The organism is Bacteroidales bacterium, assembly GCA_041671145.1.
In the GTDB taxonomy this organism is placed as follows: Bacteria; Bacteroidota; Bacteroidia; order Bacteroidales; family JAHJDW01; genus JAQUPB01.
Genome location: JBAZBZ010000001.1, coordinates 1 through 20,412, shown reverse-complemented (window position 1 = coordinate 20,412; position 20,412 = coordinate 1). Strand labels below are relative to the sequence as shown.

At 32.9% G+C, this 20,412-nt stretch carries 16 protein-coding genes and 1 riboswitch; all 16 genes read left to right on the top strand.

The features are described 5' to 3' along the window. Nucleotides 1-16: 16 nt before the first annotated feature. The 16 genes from WC223_00080 (at nt 17) to WC223_00005 (ending at nt 20,205) form a co-directional block, all read left to right on the top strand. Nucleotides 17-3,829: an efflux RND transporter permease subunit gene (locus WC223_00080; protein MFA6922625.1), complete on the top strand. Its 3,813-nt coding sequence runs from the start codon at nt 17-19 to the stop codon at nt 3,827-3,829. 3 nt (nt 3,830-3,832) lie between these two features. Continuing rightward, nucleotides 3,833-5,230, top strand: coding sequence for a TolC family protein (locus WC223_00075; protein MFA6922624.1), 1,398 nt, complete (start codon nt 3,833-3,835; stop codon nt 5,228-5,230). Between the two features lie 10 nt (nt 5,231-5,240). Then, nucleotides 5,241-6,968 carry an efflux RND transporter periplasmic adaptor subunit gene (locus tag WC223_00070; protein MFA6922623.1) on the top strand — a complete coding sequence of 576 codons (1,728 nt, stop codon included), beginning with the start codon at nt 5,241-5,243 and terminating at the stop codon, nt 6,966-6,968. A gap of 331 nt (nt 6,969-7,299) precedes the next feature. Continuing rightward, nucleotides 7,300-7,956, top strand: a complete 657-nt coding sequence (locus tag WC223_00065) for a response regulator transcription factor (GenBank protein ID MFA6922622.1) — start codon at nt 7,300-7,302, stop codon at nt 7,954-7,956. 146 nt (nt 7,957-8,102) lie between these two features. Continuing rightward, nucleotides 8,103-8,312 (top strand): sulfur carrier protein ThiS, encoded by a 210-nt coding sequence (gene thiS / locus WC223_00060; protein ID MFA6922621.1) that lies wholly within the window; start codon nt 8,103-8,105, stop codon nt 8,310-8,312. A 50-nt stretch (nt 8,313-8,362) separates the two neighbouring features. Next, on the top strand, nt 8,363-9,598 hold the full coding sequence (locus WC223_00055) for an aminotransferase class I/II-fold pyridoxal phosphate-dependent enzyme (GenBank protein MFA6922620.1): 1,236 nt from the start codon (nt 8,363-8,365) through the stop codon (nt 9,596-9,598). 3 nt (nt 9,599-9,601) lie between these two features. Continuing rightward, nucleotides 9,602-10,408 (top strand): HesA/MoeB/ThiF family protein, encoded by an 807-nt coding sequence (locus tag WC223_00050; GenBank protein ID MFA6922619.1) that lies wholly within the window; start codon nt 9,602-9,604, stop codon nt 10,406-10,408. Between the two features lie 52 nt (nt 10,409-10,460). After that, nucleotides 10,461-11,030 (top strand): class I SAM-dependent methyltransferase, encoded by a 570-nt coding sequence (locus tag WC223_00045; protein ID MFA6922618.1) that lies wholly within the window; start codon nt 10,461-10,463, stop codon nt 11,028-11,030. A gap of 10 nt (nt 11,031-11,040) precedes the next feature. After that, on the top strand, nt 11,041-11,439 hold the full coding sequence (locus WC223_00040; protein ID MFA6922617.1) for a M67 family metallopeptidase: 399 nt from the start codon (nt 11,041-11,043) through the stop codon (nt 11,437-11,439). 17 nt (nt 11,440-11,456) lie between these two features. After that, nucleotides 11,457-13,778 carry a sulfurtransferase TusA family protein gene (locus tag WC223_00035; GenBank protein MFA6922616.1) on the top strand — a complete coding sequence of 774 codons (2,322 nt, stop codon included), beginning with the start codon at nt 11,457-11,459 and terminating at the stop codon, nt 13,776-13,778. A gap of 76 nt (nt 13,779-13,854) precedes the next feature. Continuing rightward, on the top strand, nt 13,855-14,313 hold the full coding sequence (locus WC223_00030; GenBank protein MFA6922615.1) for a bifunctional precorrin-2 dehydrogenase/sirohydrochlorin ferrochelatase: 459 nt from the start codon (nt 13,855-13,857) through the stop codon (nt 14,311-14,313). Between the two features lie 19 nt (nt 14,314-14,332). After that, entirely contained in the window at nt 14,333-15,034 is a 702-nt protein-coding gene (gene cobA, locus WC223_00025; protein ID MFA6922614.1) for a uroporphyrinogen-III C-methyltransferase, read from the top strand. A gap of 75 nt (nt 15,035-15,109) precedes the next feature. Further along, a complete protein-coding gene (gene cysK, locus WC223_00020) occupies nt 15,110-16,042 on the top strand; it encodes a cysteine synthase A (protein ID MFA6922613.1) in 933 nt (310 codons plus the stop codon). 123 nt (nt 16,043-16,165) lie between these two features. Beyond that, nucleotides 16,166-16,266, top strand: a riboswitch (SAM riboswitch). A gap of 184 nt (nt 16,267-16,450) precedes the next feature. Beyond that, nucleotides 16,451-17,374 carry a homoserine O-succinyltransferase gene (gene metA / locus WC223_00015; GenBank protein MFA6922612.1) on the top strand — a complete coding sequence of 308 codons (924 nt, stop codon included), beginning with the start codon at nt 16,451-16,453 and terminating at the stop codon, nt 17,372-17,374. 19 nt (nt 17,375-17,393) lie between these two features. After that, a complete protein-coding gene (locus WC223_00010) occupies nt 17,394-18,695 on the top strand; it encodes an O-acetylhomoserine aminocarboxypropyltransferase/cysteine synthase (GenBank protein MFA6922611.1) in 1,302 nt (433 codons plus the stop codon). A gap of 310 nt (nt 18,696-19,005) precedes the next feature. Then, on the top strand, nt 19,006-20,205 hold the full coding sequence (locus WC223_00005) for a homoserine dehydrogenase (protein ID MFA6922610.1): 1,200 nt from the start codon (nt 19,006-19,008) through the stop codon (nt 20,203-20,205). Nucleotides 20,206-20,412: the final 207 nt, after the last annotated feature.

Genomic DNA, 20,412 nt, shown 5'->3' with positions numbered 1-20,412 from the left:
TTGACACTAAAAATATATGATAAATAAAATCATAAAATTTTTCCTCGACAATAAATTAATAACAATTATTTTATTATTGACTTTCATTGGATGGGGAATAGTAACAGCTCCGTTTGACTGGAATACAGGATTCTTGCCGCGTACGCCTGTACTTGTGGATGCCATACCCGACATTGGCGAGAACCAGCAAATTGTAGCAACCGAATGGATGGGCCGTTCTCCAAAGGATATTCAGGATCAAATTACTTATCCTCTTACAACAGCTCTTTTGGGTATCCCTGGTGTTAAAACTATTCGAAGCACATCAATGTTCGGGATGTCTTTTATTTATATCATTTTTAAAGATGATGTTGAATTTTACTGGAGTCGTTCGCGTGTGTTGGAAAAATTAAACTCATTATCACCCGGAACTTTGCCGGAAGGCATCCAACCGATGTTAGGTCCGGATGCAACAGCATTAGGACAAATATATTGGTATACACTTGAAGGAAGAAATCCGAAAACAGGAAAACCTGTCGGAGGTTGGGACCCTCAGGAATTACGAACCATTCAGGATTATTACGTTAAATATGCTTTGTCTTCTGCTGAAGGCGTTTCCGAAGTTTCATCAATTGGAGGTTACATTAAAGAATATCAGATAGACATGGACCCCGATGCCATGAAATCCTATAATGTCTCTGTTATGGATGTGATGAAAGCAATTCAAAATGCAAATCTGGATATAGGAGCTGAAACCATTGAATTAAATCAGGTTGAATATATAGTCAGAGGGTTGGGTTATATAAAATCACTCGAAGATATTGAACAAACTGTTGTGAGCGTTAGAGATAATGTCCCTATCACAATTAAACAAATCGGGAAAGTTAACTTTGGACCAGCTACACGTCGCGGCGGCTTGGATAAATTTGGCGCAGAAGCTGTAGGTGCAGTTGTTGTAGCACGCTACAAATCTAATCCAATGGAAGTAATAAATAATGTTAAAAAGAAAATTGCAGAAATTGAACCCGGGTTACCAACTAAAACACTTGACAATGGCACTGTCAGCAAAGTTACAATTGTTCCGTTTTACGACCGCACAGATCTTATACGAGAAACAATCGGAACTTTAGAATCAGCTTTATCTCACGAAATACTCATAAGTATTATTGTTATTATTGTTTTGTTAATGAACCTCAGGTCATCTTTAATAGTGGCATTTCTATTACCCTTAGGAGTATTAATGACTTTTATTCTAATGTATTTTTTTGGTATAGAAGCCAATATAGTCGCTTTATCTGGAATTGCTATCGCAATTGGAGTCATGGCTGATGTTGGTATTGTTGATATCGAAAACATAATCCGGCATAAAGAAATGCCGGGAAATAATAATGTACGCGGCAAATCATTGATTCAATTAATATATAATGCAACAACACAAGTACGAACTGCTGTTATGATTGGAATAGGAACCACGCTAATTAGTTTTTTGCCGGTATTTGCAATGGAAGCAGCAGAAGGAAAACTGTTCAAACCTTTGGCTTATACAAAGACATTCGCAATCTTTTCATCTCTCATATTAGGTTTTGTAGTATTACCAACTTTGGCTTACTTCATTTTCTCGATACGTTCCGATACAAAAAAAATTAAACGAATATGGAATGTAATTTTAATAACTGCAGGTATTTTAATTCCTGTTATTTGGAATATATGGCCGGCAGTTGCCCTTATTTTCATTGGTATAAATAATTTATTTGAACACAAATGGAAAGATAAATACAAACGCATACCTGAATATATAAATCTGGTAATTGTTGTTTTATATGCAGTATATTATTTAATTATTGAATGGTTGCCTTTAGGTGCTCAAAATCATTTCGCCAAAAACTTTTTATTTGTTGTTTTCCTCATTGGCTCAGTACTTACTATTCTTTCTCTTGTGGTTAAATATTACGAAACCATACTTCGCTGGTGTTTGGCTAACAAAATTAAATTTCTATGTATTCCTGCTTTTACAACATTTTTTGGCATTTTAGTTTGGTTGGGCTTTAATACAGTGTTTGGTTTTGTTGCAAAAAGTTCTGAAAAAATCGGTTGGAATATTCGCGAAACTTATGTCTGGCAAGGAATTTCAGAAGTATTTCCGGGAACAGGCAATGAATTTATGCCTGCTTTAAACGAAGGTTCATTTTTGCTTATGCCAACAAGTATGCCTCATGCAGGTGTTGAAAAAAATATTGATTATGCAAAAATGCTCGATTTGCGATTGACATCAATTCCTGAAGTAGAGCTTGCAGTTGGCAAATGGGGACGTGTAAATTCCGCACTCGATCCTGCAAATATTCAGATGTTTGAAACTGTTATCAATTATAAACCGGAATATATTTTAGATCATGCAGGGCATCGTAAACGTTTTAAAACCGATGGGTTAGGTATCTATGTTCTGAAAAATGGCATAAAGTATAATCCCGATAAAGATGGCTTTAAAAAGATAGATACAACTTTACTTATTGCCGATAACGGAGGTGAATATCTTCGTCAATGGAGACCTGAAATCCGTAAGCCTGATGATATTTGGAAGGAAATTGTAAAAGCAACTCAATTACCGGGTTTAACATCTGCTCCAAAATTGCAGCCAATCGAAACCCGTTTAGTAATGCTTTCAACCGGAATGCGTGCGCCAATGGGTATTAAAGTTTATGGACCGGATTTGGAAACTATTGAAAAGACAGGAATAGAAATTGAAAAACAACTGCAGAACGTTCCATCTGTTGAAGCAAATTCTGTATTTGCTGAAAGAGTTGTTGGTTCTCCTTATTTATTAATTAATATTAATCGTGAAGCAATTGCCCGATACGGCATAACAATTAGAGAAGTTCAGGATGTTATTCAATCAGCAATCGGTGGAATGGAACTGACAAGAACTGTTGAAGGAAGAGAACGATTCCCTGTTCGCGTTCGATACGCCAGGGAATTAAGAACAACACCGGATGATTTAAAAAAGATACTTGTTCCCTCCATGACAGGCGTTCAGGTTCCGCTTGGCGAACTTGCAAGTATCGAATATGAAAGTGGACCTCAAATGATACGTAGTGAAAATACTTTTCTTACAGGATATGTAATTTTTGATAAGAAACCTGAATTTGCCGAAGTAGATGTGGTTAATAAGGCAGAAAATTATTTGAAATCAAAAATCGAAAGTGGCGAATTGATTATTCCCAAAGGTGTAACTTATCACTTTGCAGGCAATTATGAACAACAGTTAAGGGCTACCAAACGCCTTTCAATTGTAATACCAATTAGTTTGATATTAATTTTCTTGCTTTTGTATTTTCAATTCAAAACAGTTACAGCTTCATTTATCCATTTTTCAGGTGTTATAGTAGCTTTTGGAGGAGGATTTATATTATTGTGGTTGTACGGACAGGGTTGGTTTATGAATTTTTCGGTAGCAGGAGTTAACATGCGTGACTTATTCCAAATGCACACCATAAACCTCAGTGTCGCAGTATGGGTGGGGTTTATATCATTATTCGGTTTGGCAACTAATGATGGAGTAATCATGGGAACATACATACATCAGGTATTCGAAGAACGCAAACCTGCTACGATTCATGATGTACGTGAAGCAGTAGTTGATGCAGGCAAAAAGCGTGTGCGTCCTGCAATGATGACTGCTGCTGTAATTATTATTGCTCTTTTACCGGTTCTTACTTCAACAGGGAAAGGATCAGATATAATGGTTCCTATTGCTATCCCAACTTTTGGTGGCATGATTATTCAATTGATGACTATGTTTGTAGTTCCTGTTTTTCAAGCTATCTGGCGGGAAAATGCAATAAAAAAACAATAAGCTATGAGTGTAAATTTCAAACATATCCTGATTATCTTTTCTGTATTGTTTTTTTTAAAATTAAACGCACAGGAAAATATAGGTACCTTACTTAAAATAGCAGCAAAAAATAATCCGGGGTTAAAAGCAAAATACAATAAATATCTTGCCGATTCACAAAAAATCCGGCAAGCAGGCAGTTTGCCCGATCCTGATATTTCGTTTGGTTATTTTATTAAACCGATGGAATTGGTCAACGGAAATCAACAGGCACAAATGCAACTCATGCAAATGTTTCCATGGTTTGGCACTTTTAAAGCTGCGAGAAATGAAGCATCAGCAATGACTTTATCTTCATTTGAATTATTCAGGGCTGCAAAAGAAGAGATATTTTTCAATATCAGAAATGATTACTATCAGCTTTTTCTTACAAAAAAACAAATTCAGGTGTATGATACAACTTTTGTTTTACTGAAAAGCATCGAACAATTACTTTTAACTAAGTCCGCGACCATCAATACCGGTAACACAAATCAAGTAAACACAGGCAATCAAATATTAAATAGCAACATAGTTCAGGGAAATAATTCAATGAACATGAATTCAAATAGTCAGCTGTCAAACCAGCAGGGAATGACTACCATAAACAGTCAATCAATGACGGGTAGCAGTTCCGCTTTTTCTGATTTATTGCGTTTACAGGTTGAAATAAAAGAACTGGAAGATAATATAGCTTTATTGAAAAATCGAAAACAAATGTTAATCATTCAAATCAATTTGTTATTAAATCGAAATTCAGATACTGAAATTTTTATCCCTGACAGTTTGAATATTCCTTTTTTCGACTTTCACAATCCTGCTTTGTTCGATAGTATTAAAGTGAATAATCCGATGATAAAAATGAATAAAGCTGATGTTTTGGCATATCAACAACAGCAGCAGATGAATAAAAAACTGAGATATCCGATGATTGGCATGGGATTAAATTATATGCTGATAAATAAAAGCGATATGAGCACTTCCGGAATGAACGGTAAAGATATGTTCATGCCAATGCTTACACTAAAACTTCCAATATACCGCAAAAAATATAATGCATCAATCAAAGAAGCACAATATCTGGAAAATTCATCCGATGAACAATTGAGCAATACAGAAAACATACTTTTAATGGAATTTTACGAATACCAGTTTGCCTTAAAAGATGCAGAACGCAAATCATCAATTTATCATGATATTATTTCTTTGACACAGAAAAGTTTTGATTTATTATTAGTGCAATACTCCTCGTCGGGTGCCGATTTTGATGCTTTAATTCGTTTGCATCGTCAGTTATTGGATTACAAATTAAATATTTTTCGGGCACAGGTTGATAAACTTTCTGCCATTGCAGGATTACAAAAATTACTTTCGAAAAATTAAAATAAGAGATATGAAAAAGTTCATTAAAAACAAATATTTTCACAGGACAGTTATATTCCTTTTAGGTATATTTTTGGGTTGGTTGATGTTTTATAAATCAACTCCACCTGACAATCATACTCTTTTAAGTTCGCAAAATATTGGTACAATCTGGACTTGTGCCATGCATCCACAAATAAGACAAGATAAACCAGGCAAATGTCCGATTTGCGGCATGGACTTAATTCCGCTTACTCAAAACTCCGGTAGTTCAGGTTCAAATACCATCGAACTTTCAACAGATGCTTTGCAATTAGCCAATGTTCAGACGACTATTGTTAAACGTAAAAAACCCGAAAAAGAAGTTCGTTTGTATGGCCGTATTGAAGCGGATGAACGTTTAATACAAACTGTCCCCGCACATGTACCGGGGCGTATTGAGCAATTATTGGTAAATTTTACCGGTGATGAAGTGGTAAAAGGACAAACTATTGCAGTAATTTATTCGCCAACACTTATTCAGGCTCAACAAGAACTACTCGAAGCAAAAAAACTTGCCAATACTTTACCTGGTGTACTGGAAGCAGCACGGGAAAAACTTCGTCAATGGAAACTTACTAATTCGCAAATTTCCGAAATCGAAAAAACAGAAAAATTAATTTCGAATTTTGCTGTAAAATCAACAGTTTCCGGAGTTATCACTAAAAAAATTGTAAATCAGGGCGATTATGTTTCTCAGGGTTCTGCGTTGTATGAAGTTTCTGATTTATCAAAGGTCTGGATTTTATTTGATGCTTACGAAAGTGATTTGCCATGGATTAAGCAAGGCGATAAAGTGCAATTTATCTTACAATCAATTCCCGGAAAAAATTTTACTGCCAATATTTCTTTTATAGCACCTGTAATTGATGATTTTTCAAGAGTTGCAAAAGTTCGTATCGAGCTTGCAAATAATAGCAGAATTTTTAAACCAGGCATGTTTGCAACAGGTATAGTAAATGCCAAGTTAGAAAATTTTAAAGACAATATTATCATTCCTCGCTCGGCGGTTCTTTGGACAGGTAAACGCTCTGTTGTTTACGTTAAAATCCCCGATAAGCAAATACCCACTTTTGAAATGCGGGAAATTGACTTAGGTCCGGAACTGGGTAACAGTTTTGTTGTGTTAAGCGGGTTACAGGAAGGCGAAGAATTGGTTACAAACGGTGTATTCAGCCTTGATGCAGCCGCTCAGTTGGCGGGTAAAACAAGCATGATGAACCGTAATAAAGAAACTAAAAATGAAGTTATTCCTGATTTTAAAAATATGACTTCTGCAAATCTTGCCAATCAATTAAATTTGATTTTCAATGCCTATATTCTTTTTAAAAATAGACTTGTGGCATCAGATGCTAACGGTGCATTTACCGAAGCTCAAAACCTGATTAAAAAAATTGAAACAACTGACATGAATCTTTTTTCCGGTGCCTCGCATGAATATTGGATGACAAAAAGTAATTTGATTTTAACTTCTTTAAAAGAGATAAAAATAAATTCAAATGTTGATGAAATCAGAAAATCATTTGTTTCAACATCCGAAAACCTGATTAAAGTATTCAAAGCTTTCGGAACAGGCAAGAATAAAGCATATGTTCAGTTTTGCCCGATGGCAAATCAAAAAATCGGTGCATTTTGGTTGAGTACCGAAAAACAGATTCGGAATCCATTTTATGGTAATATGATGCTCACATGCGGCGAAACAAGAGATACAATTAACTAATTCCTGCAGTTCAAATTAGCATTAGCAATTTTAAACAATCAACTTATAAGTTTTTGGCAAATAGCCTGTCTGTTTTGAGAGTATATATATTAACACTTTTACCAACCGGAGCAATTATGTGGGTTAAACCTTTGTCTTCGGTATCCAAGCTTTAAGCAAAACAAATTTTACTTTTAAATTTTTTCAATAAAATATTTCATTACTTTTTTTGAGCTATTGCTTCCCGAATCCAATATTTAATTTCTTTAAATACCAACGCAAATACTTTTCTTATTAACTTTGCAAAAAATGCACAATAATTTTTACAAATGAATTTTAGTTCCTATTTAAAATGACAACCAATAAAATCCTTATTGCTGATACGCAAATAATATTTTTTGAAGGAATAAAACATATTCTGCAAAAAAATCCGGATATTGAAATTATTGGGTTTGCAACCGACAAACAGGAATTATTTCAAAAAATCAAAGAACATAAACCCGATTTGATTTTAATAGATTTTGAGAATGTATTGGATTTTGAAATTGAAAATATTAAGGAAATAAAGTCAATTTTACCCGACATTAAAATTCTTGTAATTACTGCCAGCAAAAGCAAAGAAACAATAAATAAAGTATTAAAATCGGGAATAATAAATTTTATTCAAAAAGATTGTTCCATTGAGGAATTCCAAAATGCTTTAAAAACAACTGTTAACGGCAAAAAGTATTTTAATGAATATATATTAGGAATTCTATTAAATAAAAACAATTACGATTCAAAAGAAGATAGCGATGTTCACTTAACAAATAAAGAAATTGAAATTATTAAGTTGCTGGCTCAGGGATTAACTACAAAAGATATTGCTCAGAAAATTTTCATAAGCATTCATACAGTAAATACACACCGAAAGAATATTCTTAATAAACTCAACATAAATAATACCTCTGAGCTTATTATGTATGCCGTAAGAAAAGGCATTATCGACACAATTGAATACTACATTTAATATCTCCAATTAACCACATTAAAAATACCTATTTTGAGGTATTGCTCTGCATTTGTTAATTTCCGAATTTTGCTGTGTGAATTGTGAAACTAATAATCAATAGAAACAAAACCAAGAAATATAAAAACTCTTAATATTATATCATTATGAAAATCAAAGTAAATGGCAAAGACCAAACAATCGAACAATCTGAAATTACTATTTCGGAACTACTTAAACAAAATAATGTAGCGTCTTTTGAAATGGTTTCGGTACAATTAAACGGAAACTTTGTTGATATTAATGATTTCGATAAAATAAAAATAAAAGAAAATGACGAGTTAGATTTTCTCTATTTTATGGGTGGAGGAAGATAAAAAAAATGAATTAAAAGGATTGAAAAATTAAAAGAATAAAAAAGATTAGAATGAAATTAGCTACAAAAGCCATACATACTCCTTTTAACAAAAAAGACATTCACGGTTCTTTGCGTATGCCGGTATATGACAATGCTGCATTTGAAACTGAAAATGCTGAAACTATGGAAAATGCTTTCAAAGGAACGCAAGCAATTCACGTTTACTCGCGATTATCGAACCCTACTGTTGAATACTTTGAAAGTGTTGTAAAAAATCTTACAGATTCTTCAGGAGTTATTGCATTGTCGTCGGGTATGGCAGCAATTTCGAATGTTTTTTTTGGGTTATCTCAAACAGGTGATAATTTTATTTCATCGAATAAATTATTCGGGAATACATATTCTTTATTTGAAAACACATTGAAACCATTTGGCATTTCTTTTAAGTATGCCGATGTTAAAAATGTTGAAAACATTGAAAAACTTATTGATTCAAATACAAGAGGAATATTTTTAGAAACAGTTACAAATCCTCAAAATGAAATTGCCGATTTAAAAAAAATTTCAGCAATAGCAAAAAAACATAATCTTTTGTTAATAGTTGATTCTACTGCTACGCCAATTTGTTTTTTTAAAGCAAAAGAATTGGGTGTTGATATTGAAGTTATATCATCAACAAAATATATTTCAGGTGGTGCTACTTCTGTTGGCGGAATAATAATAGACCATGGTAGTTTTAACTGGAGCCATATTCCAAAACTATCAGCAGACAATAAAAAATTTGGAAAATTTACTTTCATTGCAAAATTAAGAAAAGAAGTTTTTAGGAATATAGGTGCATGCTTATCGCCTCATAATGCGTTTTTGCAAACTCTCGGATTAGAAACTTTTATTTTACGGGTTGAAAAGTCATGTTATAATGCACAATTGCTTGCCGAATGGCTTCAAAAACAAAAATTAATTACAAAAATAAATTATTCCGGACTTAGCAATTCGGAATTTCACGAAATAGGAAATCAACAGTTTGGTTCTCTTCATGGGGGCATAATAAGCTTTGAAATGCTCAAAAAAGAATATTGTTTTGAATTTCTCAATAACCTTAAAATTATTCGTAGGGCAACTAATTTAAACGATAATAAAACTTTGGCTATTCACCCTGCATCTACAATTTATAGCGAATATTCAAATGAAATTAAAAAAGAATTGAATATAACAGAAACGTTAATTAGAATATCATTAGGAATAGAAGATATTGAAGATATTATAGAAGACATAAAATATTCGTTAGAAAATTTAAAATCATAAAAAATGGATTTTACAGACATACAAATAGAAAGATACAGCCGACATATTATTTTAAAAGAAGTTGGAGTTGAAGGACAAATGAAACTTCTCGAAGGAAAAGTATTAGTAGTTGGTGCCGGTGGCTTAGGTTCTCCGGCTGCTCTTTATTTGGCTGCAGCAGGTGTTGGCACTATTGGCATTATTGATGGCGATGTTGTAGATATTACAAATTTACAACGTCAAATTATACACACTACGCCTGATATAAATCGGGCAAAAGTTATTTCAGCTAAAGAAAAAATAGAAAAAATAAATCCCGATGTAAATGTAATAACATACCAAGAGCTTTTAACTGTTGATAATATAAAAAAAATTATTTCGGAATATGATTTTATAATTGACGGAACTGATAATTTTCCTACTAAGTTTTTAATTAATGATGCATGCGTGATGTTTGGTAAGCCATTCTCTCACGGAGGCATATTGAAATTCGACGGACAAACAATGACCCACACTCCGGGCAATGCGTGTTGTCGATGTGTTTTTAAAACACTGCCACCAAAAGGGCTCGTTCCTGCTTGTTCGCAAGCCGGAGTTTTAGGGTCTATTGCCGGAATGCTTGGAACTATTCAGGCAACAGAAGCACTAAAATATTTAACAGGTATCGGCGAATTAATTACAAATAGATTTTTAATATTTAATGCACTTAACATGAATTTCAGAACATCTGATTTTAAAAGAAATGACAATTGTCCTGTTTGTGGTTCGCACCCTTCAATTACAGAATTAATACAGGAAGAAATGCCGGTATGCGATTTAAAACACAAATAATAAAAAAACAACTTGCAAAATAGAAATAAATGTATCATTTAAAAAATGAAATATGAAAATAAGAGACAGTGGGATGCCGGAGCAAAAATTATGGGAATCATTCTTTGATGTTGACACAATTTTATCCGGTTTGGAAATCAATTCAGGTATCAATAACTTAGTTGAAATTGGATGTGGTTATGGAACTTTTACAATACCCGCATCAAAAAGAATAAAAGGCATTCTGTATGCTTTCGACATTGATAAAGAGATGATAAAATTTGTGAAGAACAGAATACAGTGTGAATCTAAAGGGAATATTAAACTTTATCATAAAGACATAATACAAAAGACGACATGTTTAAAGAGCGGTTCTATTGATTATGTTATGTTATTTAATATTCTGCATCATGAAAATCCGGAAGAATTGTTCAATGAAGCATATAGAATTTTGCGCCCGAAAGGAAAGGTTGGAATTATTCACTGGAGAAGCGATATAAAAACACCGCGGGGACCAGATTTATCAATAAGGCCAAAACCTGATGAGATTATTGTATTGTTAAATAAATCAAAATGGAAATTAATAAAAAAAACATTTGTGCTTGAACCATATCATTACGGAATATTAATAATGAAAAAATAATCGTTGGAAAATGATAAAGATAAAACAAAAAATTATTGATAAAATTATTGCACATGCAAAAAAAGAAAATCCAATAGAAGCTTGCGGTTATTTAGTTGGTAGTGCTAATACAATAACAAAAATATATGAAATGAAAAATATTGACAATAGCCAAGAACATTTTTCATTTGATAAAATTGAACAATTTGAAGTTTTAAAAAATTCAAGAAAAAACGGATTGGAAATAATAGCCAATTATCATAGTCATCCAAAAACACCATCACGCCCATCGGAAGAAGATATTAAATTAGCTTTCGACCCAAATATTTTATATTTTATAATTTCCTTAGCCGAAAACATACCGGTTTTAAAAGCATTTAAAATTATTGAATTTAATACCCAAGAAGAACAAATAATTATTGTTGAATAATAATCCCAAGCTAAATTATGTACACATTACCATTAAATTTATTAGACGAAATAAAAAATTACGAAGCAGTTGTTTCCGATTTTATTAATAAAAAAATAGAGCCGCTGAAATTTAAAACAGTGCGAGTGCCTATGGGTATTTACGAACAACGAAAAGACGGAACATTTATGGTTCGCATTCGTTGTGCAGGTGGCTACATTAATCCTTCGCATTTGAAACAAGTTGCATTAATTGCAAAAAAATACAACTCGGAATTACTACATATAACTACAAGACAGGAAATTCAAATACAAAATATTACATTGCAGAATACAGTTAATGTTCTTAATGACCTTTATGAAATTGGGCTTTCGTCGCGTGGTGGCGGAGGCAATACTGTAAGAAATATTTTAACTTCAGTTGATTCGGGAATTAATAAAGATGAAGTTTTTGATGTTTATCCTTATGCTGTTGCTCTAACAAATAAACTTATTGCCGAAGCCGATTCATGGACTTTACCACGAAAATTTAAAATTGCATTTTCAAACTCCGATAAAGATACAGCCAATGCAGCTTTCAACGATTTGGGTTTTATTGCAAAATTAAAAGACGGGAAAAAGGGCTTTAAGGTATTTCTTGGTGGCTCGCTTGGCTCTAAGCCAATGGTTAGTCCGGTTTTGTTCGATTTTATTTCCGTTGATGAAATTGGCATTGTTGCTGATGCAGCAAAACAATTATTTTCTCGTTATGGCAACAGAAAAAATAAACATAAAGCTCGTTTGCGTTATGTGTTTTTTAAACTCGGAAAAGAAAAAACTTTCGAGTTGTTTAATGATATTTATAATGAAGTAAAAACTAATGAAATCAACAAAGTAGTTATTCCTGAAATTAATTATAAAAATACCATTCCTTCCGTAAAACCAGAAATAGCAAACACTCCTGAGTTTTATATTTGGGAAAAAAGATATGTTAAAACACAAAAACAATCGGGGTTATTTAGCATAACGGTACCATTTTTAAATGGAAATATTTCTGCCGAAACAGTTAATATTATTGGCGAATACTTTGAGGCATTTGGAGATGATGTTATTAGATTTTCGATGCGGCAGGATATTCATTTGCGAAATATTCCGGAGCAATTTGTGGGCAATATTTATAATTTGCTTGTTAAAACAGGCGTGCAAACTAACGAGCCGGTTATTTTAAACTCTTTGGTTTCGTGCACCGGTGCCGATACATGTCGCTTGGGAATATGCTTGTCAAAAGGTGTAATAAAAGGATTGAGAAAAGAGTTGGCGAAAAGCACACTGGCATTGGATGAATTAAACGAAATAAAAATTAATATTTCAGGATGCCCCAATTCATGCGGACAACAAGCAGCAGCCGATTTAGGTTTTTATGGTGTGGTAGGACGTAACGACAGAATGTATCCGGCTTATAAAATATTTGCAGGTGCTGTTCAATCTGAATATGACGCAAAACTTGCAGAGCAATTTGGCGAAATAAACGCACGCGATTTACCTAAATTTACTATTCAGCTTTTTGAAAAATATTTAAATAAAAAAACTAAATATAAAAAATTCTCTGAATATATATCATCTGAAGGAAAGAAAGATATAGCCGAACTTTCAAGCAAATTTATTATCCCTAATTTTGAAGATGACAAAAATTATTATTTCGACTGGGGAAGTGAAAATGTTTTCTCTTTGATAGGGCGTGGCTTGGGCGAATGTTCCGTTGGTCTTTTTGACATGATAGATATTGACATGAACATAATAAAGCAAAGCAAAGATGAAATTTCAAAAACATCTGATAAAAAATATATTAATGAATTGTTATATAAAATTATTTTTTCATCATCGCGAATGCTATTGATAACAAAAGCTATTGAGCCCAAAAATGATAACGAACTTTACAATTCATTTATTAATAATTTTATCAATGAAGGTTTAGTAAACAGCAAATATAAATACTTGATAGAAGCAGCTAATAATAACAAAACTCTTGATTTTACTCCGGACAAAGATAATATTTATATGTTATCTGCCGACGTAATTGAATTGTACGAAAACATGGACGATTCGCTCCAATTTAAAACAGAATCTGCTAAAGTAATTGTAACAGAGAAAAAGGAAAATACACATAAAACAAAAGATTTGAGGGGAATAAAATGTCCGATGAATTTTGTAAAAACAAAAATAGAACTTACTACTTTAAAGCAGGGCGAATTGTTAGAAGTGCTACTCGACGATGGCGAACCAATTGAAAACGTTCCAGGGTCGGTAAAAAGTGAAGGTCATGATATTTTAAAACAAGAAAGAAATGGAGATTATTGGTCGGTATTAATTAAAAAAAATTAATGCGAAATGCAAAAGTAAAATGGAATAAATCAGCAAACAGTTTAACTTCCATATTGCAACTTAACAAAACTAAAAAATGCCAGATAACAAAATATATTTACCTGTTTTTTTAGACATCACAAATAAAAGTATTCTTATTATTGGTGGCGGAAAGATAGCCGAACAAAAATTATTTAGCATTTCTGCGTTTACCGATAAAATAACTATTCTTTCAAAAGAAATTAATGATAATATTAAGAAAACTAATTTCAAGAAAATAAATAAAGAATATAATACAGTTGATTTGTATGGTTTCTATATTGTTTACGCATGCACGAATAACAAAGAGATTAATGCTCAAATAAAATCTGATGCTGCCAAATTAAATATATTGGTAAATGTAGTTGACGACCCTTCATTGTGCGACTTTATTTCTCCTGCTATATATAAAGAAGAAAATATTACTGTTGCCGTTAGTTCAAGCGGAACAAATGTAAAAAAAGCTATTGAGTGGAGAAATAGAATAAAAAAGATGTTTGAAAAAGAAGAAATATGATGTTTAATATAAAACGTAAATGGCAGAAAAATGTAAAGTATATATTATAGGTTTTGGTCCGGGCGACCCCGAATTAATGACGGTTAAAGCCGATAGAATTTTGCATCAAAGCCAAGTAATTATTTACGATGATTTAATTAATAAAGATGCTTTAAATAAATATAAAGCAGAAAAAATATATGTAGGCAAGCGAAAAGGGTTGCACAGTAAAAATCAAGAAGAAATAAATCAAATCATATATAAATATGCTTTAGAAAAAAATATTGTTGTTCGATTAAAAGGTGGCGACCCGATGATTTTTGGTCGTGGCGGGGAGGAGTACCAATATCTTAAACAAAAAGCCGTTGAAGTAGATATCATTCCCGGCATAACTTCAGCACTTGCAGCAGCAGCTTATGCCGCAATTCCGCTCACAAACAGAGGCATATCATCATCTGTAGCTTTTTGCACCGGACATCCCGAAAAAAGTATTATTATACCAAATACAGATACAATAGTTTTTTATATGGCGGCTTCAAATATTAATATTATTATAGATAAGTTGATTGAATCTGGAAGGTTGCCAAATACGCCAATAGCATTAATCGAAAATATTTCGATGCCAGAACAGCAAATAGTTATTGGTATGCTCAACGATATTATTCCTAAAGCAAATATGCTTAATTCTCCTTTGCTTATTATTGTTGGCGAAGTTGTGAAATTAAATTATAAAATAGATTAAAATACCTATTTTAAGGTATTGCACAGTTTAAAATAAACATCTAAATTTGCATTATAAAATTTAAAAATTAAAGCCATGTCAAAAATAGCAAAAAATTTAACTGAGCTAATTGGTAATACTCCCTTACTGGAATTATCAAATTTTAATAAAGAGAATAACACCTTAGCAACTATAATCGGGAAACTGGAATATTTCAATCCTGGTGGCAGCGTTAAAGATAGAATCGGATATTCAATGCTCAAAGATGCTGAAGAAAAAGGATTAATAAAGAAAGATACAGTTATTATTGAACCTACCAGCGGAAATACAGGTGTAGCTCTTGCATTTATTGCCGCCGCAAAAGGATACAATCTTGTTTTAACAATGCCCGATACAATGAGTGTTGAACGCAGAAATCTTTTAAAAGCGCTGGGAGCCGAATTGGTTTTAACTCCCGGAACAGAAGGAATGTCGGGTGCAATCCGAGCTGCAAATGAATTAGCTTCTAAAACACCAAATTCGTTTGTTCCTCAACAGTTCAATAATCCTGCAAATCCCGATATTCACAGAAAAATTACCGCAGAAGAAATATGGAAAGACACCGATGGTAAGGTTGATATCTTTGTTTCGGGTGTTGGAACAGGTGGAACCATAACGGGCGTGGGAGAAGTATTAAAAGAACGAAATCCCAATATTAAAATTATTGCAGTTGAACCTACCGATTCTCCTGTGTTGTCAGGAGGAAACGCCGGACCACACAAAATTCAGGGAATTGGTGCCGGCTTTATTCCAAATGTATTAAACAAATCAATAATAGATGAAATTATAACTGTTAAAAATGAAGAAGCATTTGAAACAGGTCGAAAATTAGCAAGAACAGAAGGATTAATTGTAGGAATTTCTTCAGGTGCTGCTGTATATGCAGCATTACAAATTGCAAAACGACAGGAAAACAAAGGGAAAAATATTGTTGTGATAATACCTGATACAGGTGAAAGATATTTATCAACATTACTTTATGCTTTTTAAACTGCTTTACTAAACTTTCAAAGTTTAGTAAAGCTAAAATAAAAAATTAAAATTTTTTAAATAAAATATTTTTTGTATATTTGCAACGCATTTCAATTACTACCCTTCAAAAAGATAGCAATTGATTTATAAAGAAGAAGCGAGAGAACAGGCTCTATAACCTTCTGGCAACCCTCCAACGTGGAAAAGGTGCCAACTCCTGACCCGAACGGGAAATATAAATTAATTACAAACATGAAAAACACACACATTTCAATCGAATTAATTACATGCAAATTATGTTGCATGCAATGCCCCTTTTGATGTTTTATTTTTTTTACTTAATTAAAAACTATCAAAACAGGGGCTATTCAGGAAGCAAAATCAAATTATTTAATTATTATTATAAACAATTAAAATTGAATTTTTATGCCAATTAACATACCAGATAAACTGCCGGCTATAGAGATATTGAATAAGGAGTATATTTTTACAATAAAGGAATCAAAGGCGATTCATCAGGATATCCGACCGTTAAAAATTGCATTACTCAATATAATGCCGGTAAAGATAGTAACCGAGACACATATTCTACGGCTGCTTTCCAATACGCCATTACAAATAGAAATTGATATGTTTCTTCCCGAAACGCATACTTCAAAAAACACATCATCTGAGCATTTAAAATCATTTTATAAAACCTTTAGTAAAATAAGGAGTTCAAAATATGACGGATTGATAATTACAGGCGCTCCTGTTGAAGAAATGGAGTTTGAAGATGTTGATTACTGGAATGAAATGAAAGAAATAATGAATTGGGCGGAAAATAATGTTACGTCAACTTTATATATTTGCTGGGCAGCGCAGGCGGGACTTTATTATCATTACGGAATTCCTAAATATCCTTTAAAAGAAAAAGTGTCGGGAAATTTTGAGCATAATGTGAGTAACAAGAAGTATCCCATAGTTCGTGGATTTGACGATATTTATATTGCTCCTCATTCGCGTTATACCGAAGTGAAAAGGAAAGATATCGAAAAAATAAAAGAACTTGTTATATTATCAGAATCTGAAGAAGCCGGTGTTTATTTGGTTGCATCTAAGGATGGAAGAAAAGTTTTTGTAACAGGTCATCCCGAATACGAGCCCGATACTTTGAAAAATGAATATGAAAGAGACATCAAAAAAGGATTGAAAATAGCAATACCCAAAAACTATTTTCCAAATGATGATGCTACAAAACCACCTTTGACGAGATGCCAAAGTCATGCAAATTTGTTATTTGCAAATTGGCTAAATTACTATGTATATCAAACAACACCGTTTGATTTAAATAAAATAAATAAATCTTAAACTTATAAATAAAAATAAAATGGAAAAAAACAATTTAAAATTCGAAACATTACAGGTTCATGCCGGACAGGAAGTTGATGCAACTACTTTGTCAAGAGCAGTACCTATTTATCAAACAACCTCGTATTTATTTAAAAATTCCGAACATGGTGCAAACCTTTTTGCATTAAAGGAATTTGGAAATATTTATACGCGATTAATGAATCCTACAACTGACGTTTTCGAAAAACGAATAGCAGCACTCGAAGGCGGAGTTGCCGCATTGGCGGTTTCTTCGGGACATGCAGCGCAATTTATTGCGTTAAATAATATTTTGCAAGTTGGCGATAATTTTGTTTCCACTTCATATTTATATGGTGGAAGCTACAATCAATTCAAAGTTTCATTCAAGCGTTTAGGCATTGAAGTTCGTTTTGCAAAAAATGATAATCCCGATGAATTTGATAAATTAATTAATGAAAAAACAAAAGCAATTTATCTGGAAGTTATCGGCAATCCTGAATTTAATATTCCCGATTTCGATGCAATAGCAAAGCTTGCGCAAAAACACGAAATTCCATTAATCGTTGATAACACGTTTGCCGGTGCAGGATATTTATTCAGACCATTAGAACATGGAGCAAACATTGTTGTCGAATCAGCAACAAAATGGATATGCGGACATGGCACAAGCATGGGTGGTGTTATTGTTGACGGTGGTAATTTTAACTGGGGCAATGGAAAATTCCCTCAATTTACAGAACCATCGGAAGGATATCACGGATTAAAATTCTGGGATGTGTTCGGTTCAAAAAGTCAGTTCGGAAATATTGCATTTATTATCCGTGCAAGAGTTGAAGGACTTAGGGATTTTGGTCCGGCAATTAGTCCGTTTAATTCGTTCCAGCTAATTCAAGGATTGGAAACATTATCTTTGAGAATGGAACGTCACGTGGCAAACACACTCGAACTTGCTAACTGGCTCGAAAAACATCCGAAAGTTGAAAAAGTTAATTATCCGGGATTGCCGAGCAGTCCGTATCATGAGCTTGCAAAAAAATATCTGAAAAAAGGATTTGGCGGTGTGTTATCTTTTATTGTAAAAGGAGAAAAAGAAAATGCAACAAAAGTTGTTGATTCGCTCAAATTAGTTAGTCATCTTGCAAATGTTGGCGATGCAAAAACATTAATCATTCAGCCATCTGCAACAACTCATCAGCAATTGTCGGATGAAGAACAACTTGCTGCGGGTGTTCAGCCATCATTATTGCGGGTTTCTGTGGGTATTGAGCATATAGATGATATTATTGCGGATTTTGAACAGGCATTGGTAAAAATTTAAATTAAATAGACTCTGACAGGTTGAAAAACTCTGTCAGGTCTTATGACAGGTTGAAAAACTCTGTCAGGTCTTATGACAGGTTGAAAAAACTCTGTCAGGTCTTATGAAAACAGGTTAAAGAATGTCCTATTTCTTCGTTATTCTCGTTTTAAAAATCAGTCATCCCGCACATGCGGGACTCCTGATTTTTAAAACTTCGAAAGCCTCGAACTCTAACATTCTGAACCAAATTCTCGATTTTATGGAACTAATTAGACCTGACAGGTTTTTTCAACCTGTCAGAGTCTAAAAAAAATCAAAAAAAATAATTATGAATTCAAAAATAAAAATAGGATTATTCGGGTTCGGCACGGTTGGGCAAGGACTTTATCACGTTTTAAAAGAGAGCAAAGGACACGATGCACAAATAAAAAAAATTTGTGTGAAAAATAAAGACAAGCAACGTTCAATATCAAAAGAATTATTTACATACAACACAGATGAAATTATTAATGATGCCGAAATAAATCTGGTTGTTGAGCTTATTGACGATGCCGATGCAGCATATCAAATCGTGAAATCATCGTTGATGAACGGGAAAAATGTTGTTTCTGCCAATAAAAAAATGCTTGCTTATCACCTGAAAGAATTAATAGAATTGCAGCATAAGAACAATGTTTCCTTGCTATATGAAGCGTCTTCATGCGGAAGTATTCCCGTTTTAAGAAATCTTGAAGAATACTATGATAATGATTTGTTGCTTTCTGTAAGCGGTATTTTAAACGGCTCTTCAAATTATATTCTTTCAAAAATATTTAATGAAAAGCTCGATTATACAACAGCTTTAAAACAAGCACAGGAACTTGGTTATGCCGAGAGTGAACCCCTGCTTGATGTTGGCGGCTTTGATTCTTTATATAAACTGATAATAATTACCATTCACAGTTTTGGTGTGATTGTGAATCCCGATAATGTTCTGAATTACGGAATACAAAATATTTCGGAGCATGACATAAATTATGCCCGTGAAAAAGGTTATAAAATAAAGCTTGTTGCTCAGGTGAATAAAATAAATGAGCGAAAAATATCATTGTTTGTTTTGCCTAAATTTGTAAAACCCGATGAATATATTTACAACGTGGAATATCAGTTTAACGGAGTTGTAATAGAAGGTTTGTTTTACGACAAGCAATTTATGTTTGGCAAAGGAGCCGGCGGAAATCCCACAGGTTCGGCAGTTTTGTCAGATATTACCGCAACAACTCACGATTATAAATATGAGTATAAAAAAATGAAATATTATGGCGGCTTCAGTTATACCACTGATGCTGCAATTGAAATTTATATCCGCTATTATAATGAAAGGGATTTAAATCATTTCCATCTTGATTACGTTTCGGAACGATATGTTGGAAGGGATTTTAGCTATATTATCGGAAAAATAAGAATTGATAAATTGCTGCACATAAAAGAACTTTTACCAAAACTCGATATTTTTCTTGCTTACACAGGTGCCGAGTTCAATATATGATTTCTTGAATAATTCTAAAATTAAAATTTCAAAATAAAAATCGCCGCAAATTCACAGATAAAAAAATAATTTTATAATATGTCCTGAGTTGTGACATTTGCTAAAAATTTAAAATTCCAAAAAAACAAACATCAGAAAATAAGGAGTTTATAATCTAAAAAAATGAATTTTACCGCACTAATGTGTATTTTTGTGGTATGTATTCTG